Raw genomic sequence first — 19,703 nt, 5'->3', positions numbered from 1 at the left:
CCCGGCAGGCAAAGTAGTCGTCGGGAGCACCCTCTGGGGTGAGTAAAGGGAGAGATCGTGATGGCGATCATGATCGCGAAGCCGGGTCGCGCGGAGACGAGGAAGCTCCGCGCGACCCGATCCGCTTGCGGGCCGCTGGGCTAGAGTCTCCCCCGGCCGAAAGATCCGAGACCGGGGACCCGCATGTCAGCGCACCACAACCGTCCGCAGGACCTCGTCGTCCTGGTGCCCGAAGAGCGCGGCCGCGCGGCCCTGTCCGCCGTCACCGGCCTGCGGCCCCTCCTGTACGACGTCGGGGCCCCGTTGCCGCCGGGAGCCGCCGAGGCCCGCGCGATGGTCGTGCCCTCGCGCCCGGTCGACCGCGTGCTGGCCCTGATCGGCGAGCTGCCCGGGCTGCGCCTCGTCCAGACGCTCAGCGCCGGCACCGACCAGTGGCAGGGCCGCCTGCCCGCCCACGTCGCCCTGTCCAGCGCCCGGGGCGCCCACGGCGCGGCGGTCGCCGAATGGGCCGTCGCCGCCCTCCTGTCCCTCTACAGGGACCTGCCGGGCTTCGCCGCCGACCAGGCCGCCGCCCGCTGGCGTCCCCGCATGGCCGAGTCGCTGGCGGGCAAGCGCGTGCTCGTGCTCGGCGCCGGTGACCTCGGCACGCAGCTCCGCGTCCGGCTGGAGCCGTTCGGCGCCCGCGTCACGATGGTGGCCCGCCGCGCCCGTGACGGCGTGCGTGCCCTGGACGACCTGCCGGGCCTGCTGCCCGCCCACGACGTGGTGGCGCTCATGCTCCCGCACACCCCGGACACCCACCACCTGGCCGACAAGCGGTTCCTCGGCCGCATGCGCGACGGCGCCGTCCTCGTCAACGCCGCCCGCGGCCCCGTCGTCGACACCGACGCGCTGCTCGGCGAGACCCGCTCCGGGCGGCTGCGCGCCGTCCTCGACGTCACCGACCCCGAGCCGCTGCCCGGCGACCACCCGCTGTGGCACACGCCGGGCGTCATCATCACCCCGCACGTCGCGGGCACGGTGCCGCAGGCGGACGAACGCTCGTGGCAGGTCGCGGCCGACCAGCTCGCCCAATTCGCCCGGGGCGAGCGGCCCGCGAATCTGGTCGGCTGACGCCATTTCGTTCGCGTCCGTATTTCGGGGTGCCGCCGTGCCGAATAACCGGCCGGGTTTCGGCGCATCGCATTTCCGGGCGAACACATATCGGCCAATTGCCGGACGGTGTCATTGATGTGCGGGCGGGGGGACTCGAACCCCCACAGTGTCTCCACCAACAGGACCTAAACCTGCCGCGTATGCCTGATTTCGCCACGCCCGCGCAATCCCGCCAAAGGCGGGCCGTGAATAGTTTAGCGCTCCGGCCACGCACCGGTGCCACGTCACCTACCGGCACGGACAAGGCGCGGTGCGTGTCAATTCGCCCCGAGCGGGCTCCCGGATCGGAGCCCGCGGGGAGTGGTCAGGAGAGGCCGAGCTTCTTCTTCAGGCTCGCCACGTGCCCGGTGGCCTTCACGTTGTAGAGGGCCTGCTCGATCTTGCCGTCGGCGTCGATGACGAACGTGGAGCGGATGACGCCCACGACTTCCTTGCCGTAGAGCTTCTTGGTGCCGTACGCGCCGTACGCCTTGTGGATTTCCAGCCCCGGGTCGGACAGGAGCGGGAAGGTCAGCGCGTCGCGTTCGGCGAACTTGGCGAGCTTCTCCGGCTTGTCCTTCGACACGCCGAGGACGACGAAGCCGTCGGCGGTGAGCTGGGCGAGGCTGTCGCGGAAGTCGCACGCCTGCTTCGTGCACCCGGGAGTCATCGCGGCGGGGTAGAAATAGAGGATCACCCGCTTGCCTCTGTAGGCGTCGAGGGAGATCTCGTCGCCGCCGGCGGCGGGCAGCGCGAACTCGGGGGCGGCGTCGCCGGGGGCGAGCCTGGTCTCGGTCATGGGTCCTCCAGGAGTTTCTCCAGGAAAACCTACCTGGCCGCCCGCCGTGCCGTACGGCGTGCGGACCTGACAGACTGATCAGGACATGTGAGGGCACGGGCAGGAGCGCGGCCGAGAGGAGAGTCATGGCTGACACCGATCCCGATGAGCTGGAGCGGCGCATCGCGCGGACGCGGGCGGAGCTGGCGCAGACGGTCGACGCGATCGCCGACCGGGTGAGCCCGAAGCGTGTGGCCGAGCGCACGGTGGCGGATGTGAAGTCCCGGGCGGGGAGCCTCGCGGCTTCGGTGAGCGACGCGCTGGGGATGTCGCCCCGGCCGGTGGAGTTCGGTGACGACCCCGACCGGCTGTGGGACGACGAGGCGCCGAGCCTGGCGCCGGTGCTGATCGGCGTGGGCGCGGCGCTGGTGATCGGCGCGGCGGTGGTCCTGTGGCGCCGGCGTCGCCGCCGCTGACCCGTTCCTGGGGGCTCCGGCGTCGCCGCCGCTGACCCGTCTTTTTGGGGCCTCTAGAGGAAGGTGCGGCCCTCGCCTCTGTAGGTGGGGACGGTCTCGGTGAGCGTGTCGCCCTCGACGAGGTGGAGGGCGTCGAAGCGTTCGCACAGCTCGCCCGACTTCGCGTGCCGGAACCAGACGCGGTCGCCGGTGCGCAGGTCCTCGGCGGGCGCGCCGATGAGCGGGGTCTGCACCTCGCCCGCGCCCTCGTCGGGCGCGTAGCGCAGGCCGGCGGGCAGGTAGGGCTGCGGCAGGCGGCTGGGGCCGGGGGCGCCGGAGGCGAGATAGCCGCCGCCGAGCACGGTGACGACGTCGCGCGCGGGCCGCCGCACGACGGGGAGCGCGAACAGGGCCGCGGGGTGGCCGCTGAAGCGGCTGTAGAAGTCGAACAGCCGGGGATGGAAGAGCCCGGACCCGGCGGCGACCTCGGTGACGGCCTTCTCGCGTACGGTGCGCTCGATGGAGCCGGTGCCGCCGCCGTTGACGAACTCCAGGTCGGCGACCTGGCGCACGGCGTTGACGATGCGGCCGCGGCGCACGACGAGCTCGCGGGCCGACAGGGTCTGCATGGCCTTGACGAGCCGGGCGTACGCGGCGCGGGCCTGGGGGGCGTCGCCGACGCCGGCGATCTGGGCCTCGTACGCGAGCAGCCCGGTCAGGCGGTAGCCGGGGCGTTTGGCGATGGCGGCGGCCAGGTCGGCAGCCTGGTCGGGCTCGCGGATGGGAGAGCGGAGCGCCCCCGCCCGAAATTTCCCACCAAAGGCCACAAATCCGGCGTCGATGTCCATACATATCCGGATCTCGTGGCGCGGGTGGACCCCCGCCACCGCATGGTCCATGAACGCCAGGTGCTCCGCCGAGTCCACCGTCAGCGTGATCGCCGCCGCGGCCTCCGCCGAGCCCGCCAGCGCGGCCAGCGCCCGCCGGTCGGCCGTCGGATAGGCCACCAGGATGTCGCCGAACCCCTGCTCCGCCAGCCACAGCGCCTCGGGCAGCGTGAAGGCCATCAGCCCGCGGAACCCGTCCAGGGCCAGCACCCGCTCCAGCACCGCCCGCGAGCGCACCGACTTGGTGGCGACGCGGATCGGCTTGCCGGCCGCCCGCCGCACCAGGCTGCGGGCGTTGGCGCGCAGCGCCTCCAGGTCGAGGATCGCGAACGGCGGCTCAAGAGCGGCCGTGGCCCGGTCGTAGCGCTGGCGGTCATCCATACCGGCAGCGTAATCCAGGTAAAACGGACACGGCAGGGGTGCGTGCCCCCGGCGGGCAACCACGGCATATCCGCCCATTGATCGCCGGGCCCGTAATGATCCTGCAAACGGGCGGCGGGGGCGCGGTCGAGCCGGTCGGGGACCCGTGTACCTCTGGTCGTTGTGATGACCACGCTCCAGCAGATCCTGCCCGGTGCGGCCGTCGCCGCGCAGGACACCCCGCTCCGCAGGTCCAACCGGGTGCTCAGACCCGCGCGCACGCCCGCCGCGGTGGCCGTGGCCCTGGTGCTGACGGCCGCGCTCGGGCTGACCTGCGCCGAGGTGGTGGCGTCGCTGATGGGCCGGCCGCTCGGCTGGGTGCCGGTCAACGAGGCCGCCGAGCTGGCGTCCGCCTCCTCCTGGAGCGAGCTGGACGCCGTCGCGGTGGCGCTCGCGGGCACGGGCGCGGTGCTGCTGCTGCTCGCGCTGCTGCCCGGCCGCTCCCGGCTGGTCCCGGTGGAGACCACCGACCCGCTGATCGTCATCGGCATCACCCGCTCGGGCCTGCGCCGTACGCTGCGGGCCGTCGCCCAGGAGGTGGACGGCGTGCGCCGGGCCCAGGTACGGCTGCGCAGGCGGCGCATCGAGGTCACCGTCGTGACCGAGGGGGAGAGCTCGGGCACGATGCTCAGGCAGGTCGGGAACGCGGTGGGCGACCGCCTGGCGGGCGTCGGCACGCTGGCCGCGGGCGAGGTCGTGGTGCGGCTGCGCAGGAGGGGGCTGTGATGCGGCAGTACGCGGGCAACCGGATCGGCCTGGCCGTCGTCGGCGCGGTGCTGCTCGTGGCGGGCGGCTACGCCTGGCTGCGCGGCCACGACAAGCTGGCGGGGCTGCCGCCGAAGGCCAAGGTGCTGCCGGAGCGCACCGCGCGGGCGCTGGCCGAGCAGCCGTGGGCGCTGTGGGTGGTGGCGCTGGTGCTGCTGGTGCTCGCCCTGGTCACGCTGCGCTGGCTGCTGCTGAGCCTGGGCTGGGGGCGCTACGGCTCCCGGTCGGGCACCGGGACGGCGATGCTCTGCGTGGGACTCAAGGACGTGGACGGCCTGGCCAGGGCCGGGGTGCGGGTCGTCGGCGAGGGGGCCAGGCTGCGCATCGGCCTGACCTGCCCGGCGGCCACGGACGTCGGCGCGGTCGTGGCCAAGCTGGACCGCGAGATCGTCAGCCGCATCCGCCGCGAGGTGCGCGACGACGACCTCGGCGCCGTCGTCCGCATCCACGTCCGGCGCTGAAGCTGAACGACCGCGCCGGTCACCACGCCGGTCACCGCGCGTTCAGCACTCGATGACGTTGACCGCGAGGCCGCCGCGCGAGGTCTCCTTGTACTTGTCGAGCATGTCGCGCCCGGTGTCGCGCATGGTCTTGATGGCCTTGTCCAGCGACACGTGGTGGCGTCCGTCGCCGCGCAGCGCGATGCGGGCGGCGGTGATGGCCTTGATGGAGGCCACCGCGTTGCGCTCGATGCACGGGATCTGCACCAGCCCGCCGATGGGGTCGCAGGTCAGGCCCAGGTTGTGCTCGATGCCGATCTCGGCCGCGTTCTCCACCTGCTCCGGGGTGCCGCCCAGCACCTCGGTGAGGCCGGCGGAGGCCATCGAGCAGGCCGAGCCCACCTCGCCCTGGCAGCCGACCTCGGCCCCGGAGATGGAGGCGTTCTCCTTGAACAGCACGCCGATCGCGGCGGCCGTGAGCAGGAAGCGGACCACGCCCTCGTCGTCGGCGTTGGGGGTGAAGCGGGAGTAGTAGGTCAGCACGGCGGGGATGATGCCGGCCGCGCCGTTGGTCGGGGCGGTGACGATGCGGCCGCCGGCCGCGTTCTCCTCGTTGACGGCCAGCGCGAACAGGGAGACCCAGTCCATCGCCTGGAGCGGGTCGCGCTCGGCCGACTCGGTCTGCAGCCGCCGGTGCAGGCGGTTGGCCCGGCGCTTGACCTTCAGGCCGCCGGGCAGCACGCCCTCCTGCGAGATGCCCCGCTGGACGCAGTCGGACATGACCTGCCACAGGTGCAGGATCCCGGCGCGGATCTCGGCCTCGGAGCGGCCGAACGCCTTCTCGTTCTCCAGCATGAGCGCGGAGATCGACAGGCCGGTGTTGGAGCAGTGCTTGAGCAGCTCCTCCGCCGTGGTGAACGGGTAGGGGAGCACGGTGTCGTCGGGCTTGATGCGGTCGGCCCCGGTGGCCTTCTCGTCCACGACGAAGCCGCCGCCGACGGAGAAGTAGACCTTCTCCCGCAGCTTGGCGCCCGACTCGTCGAACGCGGTGAAGCGCATGCCGTTCGGGTGCTCGGGCAGCGAGATCTTCCGCTCGAAGACGAGGTCCTGGCCCACGACGAAGGGGATCTCGCGGACCCCGTACAGCGTGACGGTGCCGGAGCCGCGCATGGCGGCCAGCCGCTCGTCGATGCTGTCGACGTCCACCAGCTCGGGCTTCTCGCCCGACAGGCCGAGCAGGACGGCCTTGTCGCTGCCGTGGCCCTTGCCGGTGAGGCCGAGCGAGCCGTACAGGATGGCCTCGACGCGCGCGGTGCGCTCCAGCAGGCCGTCGTCGTTCAGGCCGCGCGCGAACTTGTGCGCGGCCGCCATCGGGCCGCCCGTGTGGGAGCTGGACGGGCCGATGCCGACCTTGAAGAGGTCGAAGACGCTGATCGCCATTGACGCGCCTTTCGGGAGGGCCGGGGCCCGCTACCGGGCCCCGGCGGTGCTGTCAGGAGTCGCCCGAGGTGAGGGCGGTGTATTCCTCGGGCGTCAGCAGGTCCTTCGGGTCGCCGTCCACGCGCACCCGGAACATCCAGCCGTCGCCGTAGGGGTCGCTGTTGGCCAGCGACGGGTCGTCCACCAGGGCCTGGTTGATCTCGACGACCTCGCCGCCGACCGGGCTGTAGATCTCGCTCACGGACTTGGTCGACTCGACCTCGCCGACCGAGTCGCCCGCCTCGATGACCGACCCGGCGTCGGGGAGCTGCACGAAGACGACGTCACCCAGAGCCTCGGCGGCGAACGCCGTGATGCCGATCGTGACGGTGATCCCGTCGTCGATCCCGGCAACCCACTCGTGCTCCTTGGTGTAGCTCAGGTCGTCAGGGATGTTGCTCACTTGTTCCTCCTGTAGAAGGGCAGCTCAACCAGGTCCACGGGTTCTTGGCTGCCCCGGATGTCCACGGCCAGACCTTCACTGACCCCGGTGTCGACGTACGCCAGCGCGATGCACTTGCCCAGGGTCTGGGAAGGCGCCCCGCTGGTGACCTCGCCGACGACGGCACCGTCCTTGGTGACCGGGTACCCGTGACGGGGCACCCGGCGGCCCCGCGCGACCAGGCCGACGAGCCGGCGCGCGGGAGCGGTGTCCTTGACCGCCTCCAGCGCCGACCTGCCGACGAAGTCGCCCGGCTTGTCGAATTTCACCACCCTGCCCAGCCCCGCGTCGAACGGGGTCAGCTCCGCGCTCAACTCGTTGCCGTACAGGGGCATGCCCGCCTCCAGGCGGAGCGTGTCGCGGCTGGACAGACCGGCGGGCTTGATCCCGTACGGCGCCCCGGCCGACGTCAGGGCGTGCCAGAGCGGCACGGCGTCCTCGTTGGCCACGAACAGCTCGAAGCCGTCCTCGCCGGTGTAGCCGGTGCGGGCGATGAGCGCCTGGCGCCCGTCGACGACGCCGGGCAGACCGGCGTAGTACTTGAGCCCGGCCAGGTCGGCGTCGGTGAGCGTGGCGAGGATCTCCTGCGCGCGCGGGCCCTGCACCGCGATCAGCGCGTACTGCTCGGAGCGGTCCTCGACCACCGCGTCGTACGACTTGGCGCGGTTCTTCAGCTCCGCGTCGACCTTCGGGTAGTTGGAGGCGTTGGCCACGACCATGAACTCCTCGTCCCCGAGCCGGTAGACGATGAGGTCGTCGAGCACGCCGCCGCGCTCGTCCACGATCATGGTGTAGCGGGCCCGGCCCGTCGCCAGCGCCGACAGGTGGCCCACGAGCGCGTAGTCCAGCGCCTCGGCGGCCTGCGGGCCGGTCACGAAGATCTCGCCCATGTGGGAGAGGTCGAACAGCCCGGCCGCCTGGCGGACCGCGTTGTGCTCGGCGGACTCGCTGCCGTAGCGCAGCGGCATCAGCCAGCCGGCGAAGTCGGTGAGCGTGGCGCCGAGAGCCTCGTGGACGTCTCGCAGCGGTGTCGGTCGGGACATGGGTCGCACCTCAGGGCAGAGTCGGATGCCAGCATCCTCCCCCTCTGTCATCGATGCCTGAGAGCTTCGCCCGGGTTTTGCCGGACTTTCACCTTCGGCGAGGCCTACCGGCCTGCTTTCCAGAGGTCACCTCGGCCGTGCGGTCCTTTGCCTTGAGAGGTTCGCGGGGAGGGCTTGCTCCTTCAGGGGCCCTGACCGGCTGTCAGGGCGCTCTCCCGCACGGTTTCGTCGGTGATGTCCGCAAGCCTAGTGGGGTGACGGCGGTGTTGTCGCGCCCTGAACCGGGCGGACGCCGTACCCGTCGTAGAGGTATGAGACGGATGACCGCGTTCCTCGCGCTGGCGGTGGGCCTGGCGGCCTGCGGCGCCCAGGGCGGCGCCGCGCCCGCCGGGCCCACCGGCGCCACCGGGCCCACCGGGCCGCCCCCGCGCTACACGGCGACGGTGACCGTGCTGGAGGACGGGACGCACGGCCCGCAGATGTGCCGCGCGCTGCTGGAGTCGATGCCGCCCCAGTGCGGCGGCCCCGACGTGGTGGGCTGGGACTGGAGCGAGGTCCGCCACGAGTCGGCCGCGAGCACCCGCTGGGGCCTGTACGTGGTCACCGGCACCTGGGACGGCGAGCGGCTCACGCTCACCGAGCCGCCGCGCCCGTCCGAAGGAGGAGCGGACCGGCCGGACCGCATCGGGACGCCGTGCCCCGCCCCCGAGGGTGGCTGGAAGCCGGTCGACCCGGCCAGGACGACGATGGACGCCATGAACGAGGCCATCGCCAGGGCCGGATCGGCCAAGGAGTTCGCCGGCGCGTGGATCGACCGGCTCGACCCGGATGCGCCGGAGGAGGGCGAGGACCACGCCCGCGACGTCGTGCTGAACCTGGCCTTCACCGGCGGCCTGTCAGGCCGGGAGGCGTGGATCCGGGAGGTGTGGGGCGGCGCGCTCTGCGTCACCGGCGCGAAGCGGACGCGGGCCGAGCTCTACGGGATCCAGGAGCGGGTCATGGACGAGAAGGGCGTGCTGGAGGCCGCCACCAGCGAGACGCGCAACCGGGTGGAGGTGACCATGTGGCTGGCCACCCCCGAGCAGCGCGAGCGCCTGGCGGCCGCCTACGGGGACGCCGTCGTGGTGGAGGACGTCCTGAAGCCGGTCGGTTAGGTGGTGGCCGCGTGCGGGCCGGTCATGGCAGAGGCGGCCCGCACGCGGTGTCCAGGAGGGATCAGACGCGCGCCCACAGCGCGGGCACGTTGGTCGGCTCCCAGCCCGGCAGGCTGGTGTGCGCCTGCAGGCATCTGTAGCTGGAGCCCTGGTAGGTGACGACGTCCCCGGCCGCGTACGAGGTGTACGCCGCCCAGGTGCCGCCGCCCGTGTCGCCGGCCACGGTGAGCGAGAACGAGGCCGACCGGTCGGCGCTCGCCCCGTCGCCGTTGACGCTGATCGGGTAGGTGCCCGGCGCGGTGCCGGCGGTGGTGGCGATCGTGACCGTGGACGACTGGCCCGCGGTGATCGTCGCCGGGCTGAACGTGACGCTGACGCCGGCGGGCGCGCCGCTCGCCGAGAGCGTGACGCTCTGCGCCTGCCCGGAGCTGACCTGGGTGCTCACGGTCGTGGTGGCCGTGCCGCCCGGGTCGACCGACGCCGACGCCGGGTTCACCGAGATCGTGTAGTCGTCGGCGGGCGGGTTCTCCGAGCCGACCGCGAGCTTCCACAGCGCGTGCGCGATGGCGTCGGTGTTGCGGTCGAGCGCGGTGGTGTTGACGTTGGCCGGGTAGGTGTCGCACGCCCGGTGGTAGCAGCTGTCGAACGGCGCGTTCGCGGTGCCGCCCCACTTGGCCGCCTGGGCCGCCGTCTTGATCGCGCCCGCTCCGGTGGCCAGGCCGCCGACCCGCACCCCGGCGTTCTTGAACGAGGCGTGGTCGCTGCGCCCGTCACCTTCGCGGTCGGGGTCCGGCTGGACGCCGATCGAGGTGAAGTACTCGGTGAACGCCTGCCGCAGCGTGGCGTCGTCGTCGTAGACGAAGTAGCCGGCGTTCCTGGAGGAGATCATGTCGAAGTTCAGGTACGCCTCGACGCCCTGGGCGCCGCCGTTCTGCACGTAGTAGCGGGAGCCGACGAGGCCCTGCTCCTCCGCGCCCCACCAGCCGAAACGCACGTGCTTGGTGAGCGTCGGGTTCCTGGCGGCCAGCGTGAGCGCGACCTCCAGCAGCGCCCCGGAGCCCGAGGCGTTGTCGTTGATGGCCGCTCCGGCGCTGACGCCGTCGAGGTGCGCGCCGAGCATGAGAACCGGGCCGGCCGGACCGCCTCGCCAATCGGCGATCAGATTGCTGCCGCCGCTGAAGCTCTGCACCCGGGTGGTGTACCCGGCCGCGTCGAGCTTGCCCCTGATGTAATTCAGCGAGGCGGTGAAGCCCGGCCGGCCCGAGGCCCGATTGCCTCCGTTGGCGTTGGCGATCTGCTGGAACTGGGCCAGATGCGCCGTCACGTTGGAGATCGGGATGTCCGGGGCGGTCTCCGCGACGGCGTTGGCCGTCTGCGGCTGTAAGAAGGTCAGCGTCAGCGCGAGCGTCGCGACTGCGCCCATGGTGAGTTTCACGGTGTCCCGCCTGTCTGAGAAAAGGGGGGCGGCCACCCCGGCGTGGCCGCCCGGTCTTGAGGGGTCAGATCCGCTGCCAGAGAGCAGGCACCAGGTTCGGCTCCCAGCCGGGGAGGCTGGTGTGCGCCTGGAGGCATCGGTAGCTGGAACCCTGGTGGGTGACGACGTCCCCGGTCGCGTACGGGGTCCACGGAGCCCAGGCGTCGCCGCCCTGGTCACTGCCCACCGTCAGGGTGAACGTGGCCGTGCGGTCGACGCTTGCGCCGTCGGCGTTCAGCGTGATCGGGTACGTGCCCGGCGTGACGCTCGCCGTGGTGGCGACCGTGACCGTGGACGACTGGCCGGAGTTGATCGTCTGCGGGCTGAAGGTCACGGTGACGCCGGCGGGCGCGCCGCTCGCCGTCAGCGCGACGCTCTGCGCGTCGCCCGAGGTGATCTGGGTGGCCAGCGTGGTCGTGGCGGAGCTGCCCGGCTGCACCGACGCCGAGGACGGGGTCACGGTGACGGAGAAGTCGTCGGCGACCTCGCCGAGCTGCAGGTTGTAGGTCGCGGTCCGGTCCACGTCGGCGCCGTCGGCCGTCACGGTGATCGCGTGGGCGCCCTGCGGGCTGTTGGCGGAGGTGGTCAGCGTGAGCGTGGAGCTCTGGCCGGCCTGGATGGTGGGCGGGCTGAAGGAGGCGTTGACACCCGAGGGCAGCCCGCTCGCCCGCAGCGTGATCGCCTGCGCGGAGCCGCTGGTCACGGTCGTGCTGACGGTCGTGGTGGCCGTGCCGCCCGGCTGCGTGCTGCCGGAGGCGGGGTTCAGCGTCATCGAGAACTCGTTGCCCTGGTTGCAGGGCTGCTCTCCGGCCTGCGGGCGGACGTTGATGCCGTCCCACGCGGCCTTGACCACGTTGTACTCGGCGCAGCCGGTGTAGAGCGTCCTGGCGGCGTTCAGCGTGGCGACGCGGGCCTTGGCGTGCGTCCACGGCTGCGTCTTGGCGTTGAGGCCGGTCATGAAGATCTCGCCGGCCTTGCGGATGCCGATGCCGGTGATCGCGCCGCCGCCGTCACAGCGGGTGCTGGCGGGCTTGCCCGCCGGGTTGGTGCCCTCGGCGACCAGGTAGAACCAGTGGTTCTGGGGCCCGGCCGCGGCGTGCACCTCGGTGTTCGGGATCTGGGCGCTGTAGCAGTTGGGGTGGTTGAGCGCCTGCGGGTTGTACATGTTGCGGATCGGGCCGTTGCCGGCCAGGTTGACCTTCTCGCCGACCAGGTAGTCGGCCGGGTCGCTGGCGTTGTTGGCGTACGCCTCGGTCAGGGCGCCGAAGATGTCGCCGGTCGACTCGTTCAGGCCGCCGGCCTCGTTGCCGCTGCCGGCGCCGCCGCCGCCGGAGAACTGGAAGACGCCGTGCCCGAACTCGTGGGCGACCACGTCGATGGAGGTGAGCTGGGAGCTGCCGGCCTGGTTGCGGCCGAAGTTGGCGTAGGAGCCGTACCAGTAGGCGTTGACCGCCGACAGGCCCACGCGCGCCGGGTAGCCGCCGCCCTGGCCGTTGACGCCGTTGCGGCCGAGCCACTCGCGCATCATGTCCCACTGCTTCTGGGCGCCGTAGAGGGCGTCCACGCAGGCGGTCTCCATGTTGGTGCCGCTGCCGTTGCCCCAGGTGTCGGTGGTCTTGGTGAACGGCTGGCCGTTCTGCCCGCCGCACTGCACGCCGGGACGGTTCGGGTCGCGCATCGTGTAGGACGGCGTGGTGTCGATGGAGACGGTGCCGACGTGGTGGCCGTTGCCGGTGCCCGCCCTGACCTCGTCCCAGGAGTCGACGACCTTGCCGGTGCGCGCGTCCACGAACACGTGGAGGATGCTCGGGCGGTCGGCGGCGGTGACGACGACCTCCCAGGTGAGCTTCGGCGTCGCGGTGGCCGCGTGCACGACGAGCTTCGGCGTGGCGACGCTGGCCGCCTCGGTGCCGAGGTGCTTCCTGGCGGCGACGGCCGCGGCGGCCGCGGTGACGCGGGCCTTGACGCTCACGTCGATGGTGGCGCGCTGGCCGGTGGTGACCGTGTTGACGACCGCGCCGGACTCGTCGGTGCCCACGACGACGTCGCCGCCGTAGACGGGCAGGCCCTGGTGGGTCCGGGAGTAGGTGAGGAACTGCAGGCCGCGCACGCCGGTGACGGCGGACGAGAGCGTGAACTCGTCCTCCGCCGCCGCCTTGAGCGCCGCCGGCTCGGCGAGCATGAGGCTGGTCGCGGTGGTGAGCGCGTTGCGGCGTTCGTCCGGACTGGGGGGATCGGCCACCTGCATCGCCTGGGCGCTGGTGGCGCCCGCGAGCGTGCTGGTGATCAGGGCTAACGCGAGCGTGGCGGCAGCCCCCAACCTGAGTCTGGGGTTCACTCTCTGGCTCCTACGGGGGTGTGGAGTGGAAGAGCCCCGGCCGGCTGGGGTCACTCAAACCATGCCACCGCCAGTACGAAAACTGGTACCCAACATTTTCCTATAACGTCACGCTATGGCCATGATCGAGTGGCCCGTGGCGCTTCAACCAGGTCCGATAGGCGGGCGCCCGCACCGACTCCGCCCAGTACGTCTTCCGCACGGCCTGGACCAGGTCGGCCGCGGTCGCGGCGAGCGGGCCGCGGGCCGACCAGCCCAGCAGGTGCCGGAAGCGCAGCGGGGTCCCGGCCAGCGGGCGCAGCGTGACCCGGCCCCGGGGCGGCGCGGTCGCCTGGAAGAGGCCGACGCACCGGTCCTCGGAGATCAGGTCGAGCGCCACGTCGAGGTTGACGCCGTAGGACATGCGGGGCTCGAAGCCGCGTTCGGCGCAGGCGGCCCAGAAGTGCTCGCGCGGGCCCGCCTCGATCAGCGGCGGCAGCGCCCAGTCGGCGTCCGCCAGGTCGGCCAGCTCCACCTCCTCCTGCGCGGCCAGCGGGTGGTCGTGCGCCAGGCCCACGAACAGCGGCTCGGTGGCGACCACCGCGTAGACCGCGCCCTGCGGCGGCGACAGCTCGTGCCCCGGGTAGTCGTCCAGCGTGGCCAGCTCGATCCGCTCGGCGGCCAGCAGGCCGGGCAGCGGGTCCAGCGACTGCTCGGTGCGCAGACTGACGTCGGCGTCGGGGAGCAGCGTGCGCAGGCTCTTGGCCACGTAGATCGCCAGCCGGGTGGGCGCGCAGCCGACCCGGATGCGGGCGTGCCCGGCGGCCTCGGCGCGGCGCAGGGTGTCGCGTTCCAGTTCCTCGAAGGCGGGCAGCAGCGACCGCGACCTGACCAGCAGCCACGCGCCGAGCGGGGTGGGCGTCGCGCCGTCCGGCCCGCGCTCGAACAGCGTGCCGCCGAGGCGCCGTTCGATCCGCTGGAGCTGGGCGGCCAGGGCGGGCTGGGACATCCCCAGGGCGCCGGCGGCGCGGGAAATGCTGCCGGTGTCGGCGATCGCGCACAGCACCCGGAGGTGGCGCACCTCGAGTTCCACGCCTTCGAGCTTAAAAGTAAAGAAGCTTTCCAGTAAGGCCCAATCAGGGACAGGCCGCGACCAGAGCCTCGAACAGCTCGCAGCCCGCGGCCGCCTCCGGATGCCACTGGACCGCCACGGCGAACGGATGGGAGTCCAGCTCGACGGCCTCGACCGTGCCGTCGTCCGCCGTGGCCGTCACCACCAGCCCGGCCGCCAGGCGGTCCACGGCCTGGTGGTGGTAGTGCGGCACGTCCACCGGGCCGTCGCCGATCGCCTTCGCCACCCGGCTGCCCGCCACCGGCCGGACCGGCGACCACCCGAACGCGCCCGGCGCGGGGGAGTGGCCGGTGTGCCCGACGACGTCCGGCAGGTGCTGGTGGAGCGTGCCGCCGAGCGCCACGTTCAGCACCTGGAGCCCCCGGCACACGCCCAGGAACGGCAGCCCGGCATCCAGCGCCGCCCGCAGCAGCGCGAACTCCGCCTCGTCGCGGAACTCCCGTACGTATCCTGTCCGCTCGTCCCGTGGCGCGCCGTAGCGCGCCGGGGCGATGTCGCCGCCGCCTGCCACGATCAGCCCGTCCAGCCGCGTGACCAGCTCGGCGGGCGCGCCGGCGGGCGGCAGCACGACCGGCTGGCCGCCCGCCCGCACGACCTGCTCCACGTACGCGTACGGCAGCAGCGCCGCCGTCGTCTCCCACACCGTGTAGCGCGCGGGCTCGACGTAGCAGGTGACGCCGATGACCGGACGGCTCACAGCGGCGTCACGTACGCGCCGGAGATGCCGCCGTCGACCAGGAACTGCGACGCGGTGATGAACGAGGCGTCGTCGCTGGCCAGGAACGCCACCGCGGCCGCGATCTCCGACGCCTCGGCGAAGCGCCCGATCGGCACGTGCACCAGGCGGCGCTGGGCGCGCTCCGGGTCCTTGGCGAACAGCTCCTGGAGCAGCGGCGTGTTGACCGGCCCCGGGCACAGCGCGTTGACCCGGATGCCCTCGCGGGCGAACTGGACGCCGAGCTCGCGCGACATCGACAGCACCCCGCCCTTGGAGGCGGTGTAGGAGATCTGCGAGGTGGCCGAGCCCATCACCGCGACGAACGAGGCCGTGTTGATGATCGAGCCCTTGCCCTGGCGGCGCATGTACTCCAGGGCGTGCTTGCAGCACAGGTAGACGCTGGTCAGGTTGACCTCCTGGACCCGCCGCCAGGCGTCGAGGCCGGTCTCCAGGATGGAGTCGTCGTCCGGCGGCGAGATGCCCGCGTTGTTGAACGCGACGTCCACGCTGCCGTAGGTCTCGAACGCCGTGCGGAACAGCCGCTCGACGTCCTCCTCACTGGTCACGTCCGCCTTGACGAACAGGCCGCCGACCTCGGCCGCGGCCTTGACGCCCGCCTCCTCGTCGATGTCGGCGCACACCACGCGGGCGCCCTCCTGGGCGAACCGGCGCGCGGTGGCCAGGCCGATGCCGCTGCCCGCCCCGGTGATGACGGCGACGCGGTCCTGCAAACGCTGCATGCGCTACTCCGTGGATATGAAGACGTTCTTGGTCTCGGTGAAGGCCGTCAAGGCGTCGGGGCCCAGCTCACGGCCCAGCCCCGACTGCTTGAAGCCGCCGAACGGGGTCCAGTGGCGTACGGACGAGTTGGAGTTCACCGACAGTGTGCCCGCCTCGACGGCCCTGGCCACGCGCAGCGCCCGGCCGACGTCGCGGGTCCAGATGGAGCCGCTCAGGCCGTAGCGGGTGTCGTTGGCGATCCGCACCGCCTCGGCCTCGTCGGCGAACGGGACGACCGACACCACCGGGCCGAAGATCTCCTCGGTGAACGCCCGGTCCGTCACCGCCGGCGTCAGCACCGTCGGCGGGAACCAGAAGCCCTTGCCCTGCGGGCAGGAGCCCTGAAGGTACGGCTCGGCCTCGACGAAGCCGCTGACCCTGGCCAGGTGCTCGGCGCTGATGAGCGGGCCCATCTCGGTGGCCGGGTCGAGCGGGTCGCCCACGCGCACGGCGAGCACGGCCCGCGACAGGCGCTCCAGGAACTCGTCGTACACCTCGGCCTGGACCAGGACGCGGGAGCGGGCGCAGCAGTCCTGGCCGGAGTTGTCGAAGACGGCGTACGGCGCGGCGGCGGCGGCCTTCTCCACGTCGGCGTCCGCGAAGATGATGTTCGCGGACTTGCCGCCCAGCTCCAGCGTGAGGCGCTTGACGTGGTGCGCCGCCTTGGCGGCGATCTCCTTGCCCACCTCGGTCGAGCCGGTGAACACGATCTTGGCCACGTCCGGGTGCTCGACCAGCCGGGCGCCCGCGACCTCGCCCGCCCCCGGCAGCACCTGGAGCACGCCCTCGGGCAGCCCCGCCGCCAGCGCCAGCTCGGCCAGCCGCAGCGCCGTCAGCGGCGTCCACTCGGCCGGCTTGACGATCACCGTGTTGCCCGCCGCCAGCGCCGGGGCGACGCCCCAGCTCATGATCAGCATCGGGAAGTTCCACGGCACGATCACGCCCACCACGCCCAGCGGCTCCTGGAACGTCACGTCCACGCCGCCCGCCACCGGGATCTGCTTGCCGTGGTTGCGCTCCGGCGCGGCGGCGTAGAAGTGCAGCACGTCGCGGACGGCCCCCGCCTCCCAGCGGGCGTTGCCGATCGGGTGTCCGGAGTTGGCCACCTCCAGCAGCGCCAGCTCCTCGGCGTGCGCGTCCACCACGTCCGCGAACGCGCGCAGCAGCCGCGCCCGGTCTCCCGGCGCGACCTCGCGCCAGGCCGCCTGCGCCTTCCTGGCACGCTCCACGGCCAGGTCCACCTCGGCGGCCCCGGCGAACTCGACCTCGGCGACGACCTCTTCGGTCGCCGGATTGATGATCCGCATGCTCACATCCGCTCGAAACCTCGGAACAGCTCCCAATCGGTCACCGCCGCGTCGAAGGCGGCCAGCTCCACCCGGGCGTTGTTCGCGTAGTGCGCCACCACGTCCTCGCCGAACGCCTCCCTGGCCGGCTTGGACCCCTCGAACAGCGCCAGCGCGTCCCGCAGCGTGGCGGGCACCGTCTGCGCGCCGGAGGCGTACGCGTTGCCCTCGAACGCCGCCTCCAGCTCCAGCCCGCCGTCGATCCCGTGCAGCCCCGCCGCCACCATCGCCGCCACCGCCAGGTACGGGTTCACGTCGCCGCCCGGCACCCGGTTCTCGATCCGCAGCGACGGCCCGTGGCCCACCAGGCGCAGCGCGCAGGTCCGGTTGTCCACGCCCCACTTGACCGCCGTGGGCGCGAAGCTGCCGGGCACGAAGCGCTTGTAGGAGTTGACGTTGGGCGCGTACATGAGGGTGAGCTCGCGCAGGCAGGCGAGCTGACCGGCGACGAACGCGCGGCCGAGCGGCGACAGCCCGTGCGGGCCCTCGCCCGCCATGACCAGCTCGCCGTCGAGGCCGCGCAGCGACAGGTGGATGTGGCAGGAGTTGCCCTCGCGCTGGTTCGGCTTGGCCATGAACGTGATCGCCCTGCCCTCCTGGGCGGCGATCTCCTTGGCGCCGTTCTTGTAGATGGCGTGGTTGTCGCAGGTGACGAGCGCCTCGGCGTAGCGGAAGGCGATCTCGTGCTGGCCCAGGTTGCACTCGCCCTTGGCCGACTCGACGTACAGGCCGGCGCCCTCCATGCCGAGCCTGATGCGGCGCAGCAGCGGCTCCACGCGGGCGGTGCCGAGCAGGGAGTAGTCGACGTTGTAGAGGTTGGCGGGCGTCAGGTCGCGGTAGGCGCGCCGCCACGCGTCCTCGTAGGTGTCGTCGTAGACGACGAACTCCAGCTCGGTGCCCACCTGGGCGCACAGGCCGCGCTCGGCCAGACGGGCGAGCTGCGCGCGCAGGATCTGGCGCGGCGAGGCCGTCACGTCGGCGCCGCCCTCCCAGGCCAGGTCCGCCATCAGCATGGCGGTGCCCTCCTGCCAGGGGACGCGCCTGAGCGTCGACAGGTCGGGCCTCATCACGAAGTCGCCGTAGCCGCGCTCCCAGGACGACATCGCGTAGCCGGCGACGGTGTTCATGTCGACGTCCACGGCGAGCAGGTAGTTGCAGCCCTCGGAGCCGTGATGGAGCACCTCGTCCAGGAAGTAGCGGGCCGACAGCCGCTTGCCCTGGAGCCTGCCCTGCATGTCGGCGACGGCGAGCAGGACCGTGTCGATCCGCCCCGCGGCCACCTCGTCCCGCAGCTCGCCAACGGCGAGGAACCCGGCCCGCTCGTTCACGCCCATCCCGCTTTCCCGTTGATTGGGCTAGTCTCAGACCATTGATGTGTATAGCGGGATCATCTGTCAAGACCTGAGGACATGTTGGACGAGTCGGCGCGTTTGATGACGGTGCTGCGCCCGGTGCGGGCCGGCAACGCCTTCGAGGAGACCGTGGAACGGCTCCTGCAGGCGATCAAACTCGGCGTGGTCGCCCCGGGCGAGAAACTGCCGCCCGAGCGCGAGCTGGCGGTCCGGCTCGGCATCAGCCGCGTCACGCTGCGCGAGGCCATCCGCGCCCTCCAGGAGGCCGGCTACCTCGACGTGCGGCGCGGCCGTTACGGCGGGGCGTTCGTCACCTACGTGCCGCCCCGGCCCGCCGACGGCGACCTGCGCCGCGTCGTCGCCGACATGGGCACCGCCGACCTGACCGACGCGCTCACCTTCCGCATGGCCGTCGAGTGCGGCGCCGCCCAGGTGCTCGCCGGGACCCCGCTCACCGCCGACCGGCGCGCCGTGCTGGAACGCCGGCTGGCCGATCTGAACGCGGCCTCGCTGGAGGACTACCGGCGCCTCGACACCGCCTTCCACCTGTCGATCGCCGAGCTGACCGGCTCCCCGCTGCTGGCCGCCGCCTGCGCCGACGCCCGGCTGCGCGTCTCCGACCTGCTCAACGCCATCCCGATGCTCCAGGTCAACCTCGACCACGCCGCCACGCAGCACCGCGCCATCGTGGCCGCCATCGTCGCCGGGGACCCGGACGCGGCCCGCCGGGCGGTCGCCGAACACCTGGAGGGCACCGCCGCCCTTCTCCGGGCGTTCCTCTCTTGACGGACACTCCACTCGGGGAGAGCTCGTAGAGTCTCTTTCAAGGTCATGGCGAACTGGTTCGAGCACAGCATCATCGCGACAGGACGGCTTCCGCTGTTCTGCTTCTTCGTCGCGCTCATCGTCACGTTCATCGCCACCCGCATCAACGTCCGGCTCATCCGGGCCAAGATCGGCTGGTTCCGCAACGTCAACGTGGGCGAGATGCACATCCACCACGTGGTCTTCGGCGTCATCCTCATGCTGGTGGGCGGCGTCGCCGGGCTGATCGTCTCCGGCGGCTCCCAGACCGGTTACGCCGTCGCGGCGTCCGTCTTCGGCATGGGCTCGGCGCTCGTGCTCGACGAGTTCGCGCTCATCCTGCACCTGCACGACGTCTACTGGGAGGAGGAGGGCCGCACCTCGGTCGACGCGGTCTTCATCGCCATCGCGATCACCGGCCTGCTCCTGACCGGCCTGCGCCCCCTCGTCTGGGACTACGCCCTGCCGATCAGCCCCGTCCCGCTGATCGCCGCCCACCTGGCCATGGTCGTCATCACCCTGCTCAAGGGCAAGATCTGGACCGGGATGGTGGGCATGTTCGTGCCCATCCTGCTCGCGGTCGGCGTCGTCCGGCTGGCCCGGCCCGGCTCGCCGTGGGCGCACTGGTTCTTCGCCAGACGCTCGCCGCGCAAGCTCGCCAAGGCGATCCGGCGCGAGGAGCGCTGGCGGCGTCCCGTCATCCGGGCCAAGATCGCCTTCCAGGAGTTCCTCTCGGGCCGCCACGACCTCCCGTCCACCCGCCGCGCCCGCCGCCTCCCGTGA

Annotated in this window: 19 protein-coding genes, 1 tRNA gene and 2 riboswitches; of the genes, 7 read left to right on the top strand and 13 right to left on the bottom strand. The window is 72.3% G+C overall.

What is annotated here, in order from left to right:
- Positions 1–183 precede the first annotated feature (183 nt).
- Positions 184–1,113 (top strand): 2-hydroxyacid dehydrogenase, encoded by a 930-nt coding sequence (locus ACWDXC_RS00870; RefSeq protein WP_449976634.1) that lies wholly within the window; start codon positions 184–186, stop codon positions 1,111–1,113.
- Between the two features lie 120 nt (positions 1,114–1,233).
- On the opposite strand, the gene ACWDXC_RS00865 is transcribed toward ACWDXC_RS00870, so the two are convergent.
- Both ACWDXC_RS00865 and bcp read right to left on the bottom strand, forming a co-directional pair.
- A tRNA-Leu gene (locus ACWDXC_RS00865) sits at positions 1,234–1,318 on the bottom strand.
- A gap of 141 nt (positions 1,319–1,459) precedes the next feature.
- Positions 1,460–1,933: a thioredoxin-dependent thiol peroxidase gene (gene bcp / locus ACWDXC_RS00860; RefSeq protein WP_219510397.1), complete on the bottom strand. Its 474-nt coding sequence runs from the start codon at positions 1,931–1,933 to the stop codon at positions 1,460–1,462.
- A gap of 125 nt (positions 1,934–2,058) precedes the next feature.
- Between bcp and ACWDXC_RS00855 the strand changes: the two genes are divergently transcribed.
- A complete protein-coding gene (locus ACWDXC_RS00855) occupies positions 2,059–2,388 on the top strand; it encodes a DUF3618 domain-containing protein (RefSeq protein WP_364180470.1) in 330 nt (109 codons plus the stop codon).
- A 53-nt stretch (positions 2,389–2,441) separates the two neighbouring features.
- On the opposite strand, the gene ACWDXC_RS00850 is transcribed toward ACWDXC_RS00855, so the two are convergent.
- Positions 2,442–3,635, bottom strand: coding sequence for an amino acid deaminase/aldolase (locus ACWDXC_RS00850; protein ID WP_219510399.1), 1,194 nt, complete (start codon positions 3,633–3,635; stop codon positions 2,442–2,444).
- Positions 3,636–3,800: 165 nt separating this feature from the next.
- On the opposite strand from ACWDXC_RS00850, the gene ACWDXC_RS00845 reads away from it, so the two are divergent.
- Together ACWDXC_RS00845 and ACWDXC_RS00840 are read left to right on the top strand one after the other, a co-directional pair.
- Positions 3,801–4,400, top strand: a complete 600-nt coding sequence (locus tag ACWDXC_RS00845) for a DUF6286 domain-containing protein (RefSeq protein WP_219510400.1) — start codon at positions 3,801–3,803, stop codon at positions 4,398–4,400.
- Positions 4,397–4,900, top strand: a complete 504-nt coding sequence (locus ACWDXC_RS00840) for a hypothetical protein (RefSeq protein WP_219510401.1) — start codon at positions 4,397–4,399, stop codon at positions 4,898–4,900. Before ACWDXC_RS00845 ends, ACWDXC_RS00840 begins: the two co-directional genes overlap by 4 nt.
- Before the next feature lie 42 nt (positions 4,901–4,942).
- Here ACWDXC_RS00840 and ACWDXC_RS00835 read toward each other — a convergent pair whose 3' ends face one another.
- From ACWDXC_RS00835 to gcvT, 3 genes are read right to left on the bottom strand one after another with little or no spacing between them, the layout of a single operon-like run.
- Complete coding sequence (locus ACWDXC_RS00835; RefSeq protein ID WP_449976628.1) at positions 4,943–6,319, bottom strand: L-serine ammonia-lyase; 1,377 nt, start codon at positions 6,317–6,319, stop codon at positions 4,943–4,945.
- A 52-nt stretch (positions 6,320–6,371) separates the two neighbouring features.
- Complete coding sequence (gene gcvH / locus ACWDXC_RS00830) at positions 6,372–6,761, bottom strand: glycine cleavage system protein GcvH (RefSeq protein ID WP_219510403.1); 390 nt, start codon at positions 6,759–6,761, stop codon at positions 6,372–6,374.
- Positions 6,758–7,843, bottom strand: a complete 1,086-nt coding sequence (gene gcvT, locus ACWDXC_RS00825; RefSeq protein WP_449976625.1) for a glycine cleavage system aminomethyltransferase GcvT — start codon at positions 7,841–7,843, stop codon at positions 6,758–6,760. The genes gcvH and gcvT overlap by 4 nt, the downstream gene beginning before the upstream one ends.
- 34 nt (positions 7,844–7,877) lie before the next feature.
- A riboswitch (glycine riboswitch) is annotated at positions 7,878–7,973 on the bottom strand.
- Positions 7,974–8,071, bottom strand: a riboswitch (glycine riboswitch).
- Between the two features lie 92 nt (positions 8,072–8,163).
- Here gcvT and ACWDXC_RS00820 point away from each other — a divergent pair.
- The gene (locus ACWDXC_RS00820; RefSeq protein ID WP_449976623.1) at positions 8,164–8,997 is read left to right on the top strand and encodes a hypothetical protein; all 834 of its coding nucleotides are present in this window, start codon (positions 8,164–8,166) and stop codon (positions 8,995–8,997) included.
- Between the two features lie 61 nt (positions 8,998–9,058).
- Here the strand turns inward: ACWDXC_RS00820 and ACWDXC_RS00815 are convergent, their stop codons facing one another.
- The 7 genes from ACWDXC_RS00815 to ACWDXC_RS00785 form a co-directional block, all read right to left on the bottom strand.
- Positions 9,059–10,420 (bottom strand): M28 family peptidase, encoded by a 1,362-nt coding sequence (locus tag ACWDXC_RS00815; RefSeq protein WP_449976621.1) that lies wholly within the window; start codon positions 10,418–10,420, stop codon positions 9,059–9,061.
- Positions 10,421–10,496: 76 nt separating this feature from the next.
- A complete protein-coding gene (locus ACWDXC_RS00810; protein ID WP_449976618.1) occupies positions 10,497–12,809 on the bottom strand; it encodes a M4 family metallopeptidase in 2,313 nt (770 codons plus the stop codon).
- A gap of 100 nt (positions 12,810–12,909) precedes the next feature.
- The gene (locus ACWDXC_RS00805; RefSeq protein WP_449976615.1) at positions 12,910–13,881 is read right to left on the bottom strand and encodes a LysR family transcriptional regulator; all 972 of its coding nucleotides are present in this window, start codon (positions 13,879–13,881) and stop codon (positions 12,910–12,912) included.
- A 43-nt stretch (positions 13,882–13,924) separates the two neighbouring features.
- Positions 13,925–14,617 carry a gamma-glutamyl-gamma-aminobutyrate hydrolase family protein gene (locus ACWDXC_RS00800; RefSeq protein ID WP_449976612.1) on the bottom strand — a complete coding sequence of 231 codons (693 nt, stop codon included), beginning with the start codon at positions 14,615–14,617 and terminating at the stop codon, positions 13,925–13,927.
- Positions 14,614–15,378, bottom strand: a complete 765-nt coding sequence (locus ACWDXC_RS00795; protein ID WP_219510409.1) for a 3-oxoacyl-ACP reductase — start codon at positions 15,376–15,378, stop codon at positions 14,614–14,616. Before ACWDXC_RS00795 ends, ACWDXC_RS00800 begins: the two co-directional genes overlap by 4 nt.
- Positions 15,379–15,381: 3 nt before the next feature.
- Entirely contained in the window at positions 15,382–16,725 is a 1,344-nt protein-coding gene (locus ACWDXC_RS00790) for an aldehyde dehydrogenase family protein (protein WP_449976610.1), read from the bottom strand.
- Between the two features lie 2 nt (positions 16,726–16,727).
- The gene (locus ACWDXC_RS00785) at positions 16,728–18,098 is read right to left on the bottom strand and encodes a glutamine synthetase family protein (RefSeq protein WP_449976608.1); all 1,371 of its coding nucleotides are present in this window, start codon (positions 18,096–18,098) and stop codon (positions 16,728–16,730) included.
- A gap of 75 nt (positions 18,099–18,173) precedes the next feature.
- Here ACWDXC_RS00785 and ACWDXC_RS00780 point away from each other — a divergent pair, with 75 nt between their 5' ends.
- Both ACWDXC_RS00780 and ACWDXC_RS00775 read left to right on the top strand, forming a co-directional pair.
- Complete coding sequence (locus ACWDXC_RS00780) at positions 18,174–18,902, top strand: FadR/GntR family transcriptional regulator (RefSeq protein WP_449976605.1); 729 nt, start codon at positions 18,174–18,176, stop codon at positions 18,900–18,902.
- A gap of 45 nt (positions 18,903–18,947) precedes the next feature.
- Positions 18,948–19,703: a hypothetical protein gene (locus ACWDXC_RS00775; protein ID WP_449976603.1), complete on the top strand. Its 756-nt coding sequence runs from the start codon at positions 18,948–18,950 to the stop codon at positions 19,701–19,703.

The organism is Nonomuraea sp. NPDC003214 (genome assembly GCF_053590035.1).
The sequence above is the reverse complement of the archived record's forward strand: the minus strand, read 5'-3'. Positions and strand labels throughout refer to the sequence as shown.

Bases quoted from the DNA above. Each gene is read 5' to 3' on its own strand.
- gcvT (WP_449976625.1), bottom strand. From the start codon at position 7,843: ATGTCCCGACCGACACCGCTGCGAGACGTCCACGAGGCTCTCGGCGCC.
- ACWDXC_RS00795 (WP_219510409.1), bottom strand. From the start codon at position 15,378: ATGCAGCGTTTGCAGGACCGCGTCGCCGTCATCACCGGGGCGGGCAGC.
- ACWDXC_RS00870 (WP_449976634.1), top strand. From the start codon at position 184: ATGTCAGCGCACCACAACCGTCCGCAGGACCTCGTCGTCCTGGTGCCC.
- ACWDXC_RS00815 (WP_449976621.1), bottom strand. From the start codon at position 10,420: ATGGGCGCAGTCGCGACGCTCGCGCTGACGCTGACCTTCTTACAGCCG.
- ACWDXC_RS00845 (WP_219510400.1), top strand. From the start codon at position 3,801: ATGACCACGCTCCAGCAGATCCTGCCCGGTGCGGCCGTCGCCGCGCAG.
- ACWDXC_RS00835 (WP_449976628.1), bottom strand. From the start codon at position 6,319: ATGGCGATCAGCGTCTTCGACCTCTTCAAGGTCGGCATCGGCCCGTCC.
- ACWDXC_RS00775 (WP_449976603.1), top strand. From the start codon at position 18,948: ATGGCGAACTGGTTCGAGCACAGCATCATCGCGACAGGACGGCTTCCG.
- ACWDXC_RS00820 (WP_449976623.1), top strand. From the start codon at position 8,164: ATGACCGCGTTCCTCGCGCTGGCGGTGGGCCTGGCGGCCTGCGGCGCC.
- ACWDXC_RS00850 (WP_219510399.1), bottom strand. From the start codon at position 3,635: ATGGATGACCGCCAGCGCTACGACCGGGCCACGGCCGCTCTTGAGCCG.
- ACWDXC_RS00790 (WP_449976610.1), bottom strand. From the start codon at position 16,725: ATGCGGATCATCAATCCGGCGACCGAAGAGGTCGTCGCCGAGGTCGAG.
- ACWDXC_RS00855 (WP_364180470.1), top strand. From the start codon at position 2,059: ATGGCTGACACCGATCCCGATGAGCTGGAGCGGCGCATCGCGCGGACG.
- ACWDXC_RS00780 (WP_449976605.1), top strand. From the start codon at position 18,174: ATGTTGGACGAGTCGGCGCGTTTGATGACGGTGCTGCGCCCGGTGCGG.
- ACWDXC_RS00785 (WP_449976608.1), bottom strand. From the start codon at position 18,098: ATGGGCGTGAACGAGCGGGCCGGGTTCCTCGCCGTTGGCGAGCTGCGG.
- bcp (WP_219510397.1), bottom strand. From the start codon at position 1,933: ATGACCGAGACCAGGCTCGCCCCCGGCGACGCCGCCCCCGAGTTCGCG.